The sequence below is a fragment of the Frankia sp. CcCS3 genome, assembly GCF_977927575.1.
The window spans coordinates 1-3,836 of the sequence record NZ_CDWRCL010000301.1 but is presented as its reverse complement, the minus strand read 5'-3'; the positions used below and the strand labels follow the sequence as shown (position 1 = coordinate 3,836).

Here is a 3,836-nt window from a genome sequence, read left to right as displayed (position 1 = left end):
CCCTAGGTCGACCAGGGGATGCTCCGGTCTGGCGCAGGACGACCGGCACGTCGGAGCGCAACTCGGTGAGCCTCGCCGTGCCGTCCGGAGCCGGTTCGACCCGGATGACGGCCCGTGCCCGCACGGCCGTGCGGCCCGTTCGGGCGGCCGTGACGAGAGGGCCCTCCGGCCCGGCCGCGACCCCGCCCAGGATGACCCCCCGTCTCATGGCTGCCATGGTGCCAGCCGGCGGGCACCGGTCAGGACGTGAACATCCGCAGCGCCGTGGTGCGGTGCCGTTCGGCCAGGAGATCGAGGCGGATGCCGGTGACAGCGGGAAGCAGCCGGGGCGGGCGTCGGGAAGCCTCCGCACCGGCCAGCGCGATCGCCTCGACCTCGTCGGCGAGCCGGGCGAGCACGGCGGTGACGGCTAGGGGGTCCAGCCCCATCAGGCGGGTCGCGGCGGTCGCGGGTCCAGTGACCGTGGTGTGGGCGGCGACCAGAGCGGCGTCCGAGGGACGCAGACCCGCGCCCGCGGCGACCATGCCTAGTGCGATCGGGTGGTGCGGTGCACGTGGAGCGGGCGGCACCGGCCAGGCGGCCCGGCCCGCTCGCAGCAGCGTGCGCCCCTGAGCCCGGCTCGCATCGCGTTGAGCGGGGGAGGGCGGCCGGGGTGACGGATGCGGCGGGGACGTGGTCGGCGCGTGGCGCCCGCGTCGTGGGACCTGGCTGCGTGTCGGCCCGGCAGGCCGCGGCCGCGAAGGCCGCGGCGACCAGGCCGGTCGTGGTGAGCCGTCCGACGAGGAACGCCGCCAGGTCGGCCAGGTTTGCCAGACTCCCGTCCGTCACCGCGGCTTCGACACCGCCCGAGTGGGCGTGACCTCCCGTGGGCATCCGGCCGTCCGCGAGGACCAGCAGCGTCGCCCGCCGTCCGGATCGCCCGGTCGGACCAGCCTCGTCCCCGGTCCCGCCGTCCCGTGCGATATCGCCCTCACCTGCGATATCGCTGTCACACGAGGCTCCGCCGTCATGACCGGGTGTCGTGTGGTCGAAGTCCATCCGTCGTTCGGACGACAAGTCCGTCATGCTGCCCACCCGGGTGTGGAAGAGTTCGCCGCCGGCGGTCGATGCCGGATCACGCGAGCGCCGAATCATGCGAGCAAGGCCGGCGATGGCATCCCGTTCCGCGGGAGCCCTTCGGCGGACCCCGAAAGCGGATCCCGAAAGAGGTGGGAGATGCCTGGATCATGGTCTGGATCACGGTCGAGACGCGGACGCCTACGCGCCCGCGTGACCGGTGTGACGCTGGTGGCGGTCGCACTGTCTCCCGTTCTGACCTCCTGCGGCCAGGACCGGCCGCCCAAGCCCCGCTGCCAGGCCGGCTACTACGCCGAATGGGACAACGACGACCACGAGTGGGAGTGCGAACGCTCCGGATCCCACAGCAGGAGCGATCATAAGGACAGCCGCTGTCAGAACAGGAAGTAGCGATGGGCCATCGGGAGTTCGCTCACCGGATCCGCCTCGATCGCCTCACCGTCCACCGTGACGGTGAACGTGTCCGGGTCCACCCGGATGTCCGGTGTCGCGGTGTTCTCGGGAAGATCCGCCTTGCCGCGGCGGCGCACATCCGCGACCGGCACCACCGGGGTGGCGAGCCCCAGCCGTCCAGGCAGCCCGTCCTCGATCGCCGCCGGGGCGACGAAGGCCAACGACGACGCGGCGGCCGGACCACGGGCGGCTCCCCACATCGGTCGGGGCAGCACCGGCTGCGGGGTCGGGATGGAGGCGTTCGCATCGCCCATCGCGGCCCAGGCGATGAACCCGCCCTTGAGGACCAGTGACGGCCGCACCCCGAAGAACGCTGGATCGTACAGCACCAGGTCGGCGAGCTTGCCGGGCTCCACCGAGCCGATCTCTGCGTCCAGGCCGTGCGCCACCGCCGGGCAGATCGTGTACTTGGCGATGTAGCGCCGGGCCCGGGCGTTGTCGGCCCGATCGTCGCCGGCCAGGGACCCGCGCCGGAGCTTCATCACATGCGCGGTCTGCCAGGTACGCAGGACGACCTCGCCGATCCGGCCCATCGCCTGCGAGTCCGAACCGATCATCGAGATCGCGCCCAGGTCGTGCAGGATGTCCTCGGCGGCGATCGTCGACGGCCGGATCCGGCTCTCGGCGAAGGCCAGGTCCTCGGGCACGCTGGGGTTGAGATGGTGACAGACCATCAGCATGTCGAGGTGCTCGTCGAGGGTGTTGACGGTGTGCGGGCGGGTCGGATTCGTCGATGACGGCAGCACGTTGCCGGCGGCCGCGACCGTGATGATGTCCGGGGCGTGCCCGCCGCCGGCCCCCTCGGTGTGGTAAGCATGGATCGCCCGGCCGGCGATGGCGGCCAGCGTGTCCTCGACGAAGCCGGCCTCGTTCAGGGTGTCGGAGTGCAGCGCAACCTGGACGCCGGCGGCGTCGGCGACCCGCAGGCAGGCGTCGATCGCGGCCGGCGTCGTCCCCCAGTCCTCGTGCAGCTTGAAGCCGGCCGCCCCGGCGCGCAGCTGTTCCCACATCGACTCGTCGCTGACCGTGTTGCCCTTGCCGAGCAGGACGACGTTGACCGGCCAGTCGTCCAGCGCGGACAGCATCCGCGTCAGGTTCCAGGATCCGGGCGTCACCGTCGTCGCCTTCGTGCCCTCGGCCGGGCCGGTGCCGCCGCCGATCAGCGTGGTGATGCCGGCGCCCAGCGCCTCCGGAACCTGCTGTGGGCAGATCAGATGGACGTGGCAGTCCACCGCGCCGGCGGTGAGGATCTTTCCGTTACCGGCGATGATCTCGGTGCCGGGCCCGATCACCAGGTCGGGATGGACGCCGTCCATCGTGTCCGGGTTGCCGGCCTTACCCAGCGCGACGATCCGGCCGTCGCGGATCCCGACGTCGGCCTTGACCACACCCCAGTGGTCGAGAACGACGGCACCGGTGATGACGAGGTCGGGCGCACCCTCGGCGCGGGTCGCCAGGGACTGTCCCATCGACTCACGGATGACCTTGCTACCCCCGAAGACGGCCTCGTCGCCGGTCCCGGTGCCCGCCGGCCCGCGGCTGCGGTCCTCTGTCACCTCGATGAACAGGTCGGTGTCCGCGAGCCGGATACGGTCGCCGGCCGTGGGGCCGTACAGCGCCGCGTAGCGGGGGCGGTCGAGTCGGCTCACGAACCCTCTCCCTGAAAGCCCGGTATGTCCTCGATCGTCGCGGTGTCCGCAATCCGGGTGCCGCTCGCGGCGTCCAACGGGCCGGCCGATTCCGGCCGCAGGCCCGGCACGACCCGGGTGCCGGCCAGCGGCACCAGCTCGATCTCGCGTTCCACGCCGGGCTCGAAGCGGACCGCGGTGCCGGCGGGCACCGCGAGCCGGTGGCCCCAGGCACTCGCCCGGTCGAAGTCGAGAGCGGGGTTCGCCGCGGCGAAGTGGTAGTGCGAGCCGACCTGCACCGGCCGGTCGCCCGTGTTACGGACCAGCACCGTGCGTACCGGGCGTCCGGCGTTGATCTCGACGGGATCGTCGCCGGTCAGGATCTCCCCGGGGATCACGGGATCGGCCGGTGGACGGTGACCAGCTTGGTGCCGTCCGGGAAGGTGGCTTCGACCTGCACCTCGCCGAGCATTTCCGGCACGCCCTCCATGACGTCATCCCGGGTGAGCACGGTTCGCCCGGCGCTCATCAGGTCCGCGGCGCTGCGACCGTCCCGCGCGCCCTCCAGCAGGAACGAGGTGATGATTGCGGTCGCTTCGGGATGGTTCAGCCGCAGCCCACGGGCTCGCCGTTCACGGGCGAGCCCGGCCGCCACATGGAGGCTCTTCGAAGTTAAGC

The 3,836-nt window shown here is 72.1% G+C and carries 3 protein-coding genes and 2 pseudogenes; all 5 read right to left on the bottom strand.

Going from position 1 to position 3,836, the window contains the following annotated elements; all coding sequences use genetic code 11:
* Positions 1 to 208, bottom strand: a pseudogene (locus AC08OQ_RS18275) (urease accessory protein UreD); the annotation flags it as partial.
* 31 nt (positions 209 to 239) lie between these two features.
* Positions 240 to 873: pseudogene (locus AC08OQ_RS18270) on the bottom strand (urease accessory protein UreF).
* Between the two features lie 578 nt (positions 874 to 1,451).
* A complete protein-coding gene (locus AC08OQ_RS18265; protein WP_476605821.1) occupies positions 1,452 to 3,179 on the bottom strand; it encodes an urease subunit alpha in 1,728 nt (575 codons plus the stop codon).
* Complete coding sequence (locus AC08OQ_RS18260) at positions 3,176 to 3,556, bottom strand: urease subunit beta (protein WP_462188506.1); 381 nt, start codon at positions 3,554 to 3,556, stop codon at positions 3,176 to 3,178. The genes AC08OQ_RS18265 and AC08OQ_RS18260 overlap by 4 nt, the downstream gene beginning before the upstream one ends.
* Complete coding sequence (locus AC08OQ_RS18255) at positions 3,553 to 3,813, bottom strand: urease subunit gamma (RefSeq protein ID WP_476612242.1); 261 nt, start codon at positions 3,811 to 3,813, stop codon at positions 3,553 to 3,555. Before AC08OQ_RS18255 ends, AC08OQ_RS18260 begins: the two co-directional genes overlap by 4 nt.
* Positions 3,814 to 3,836: the final 23 nt, after the last annotated feature.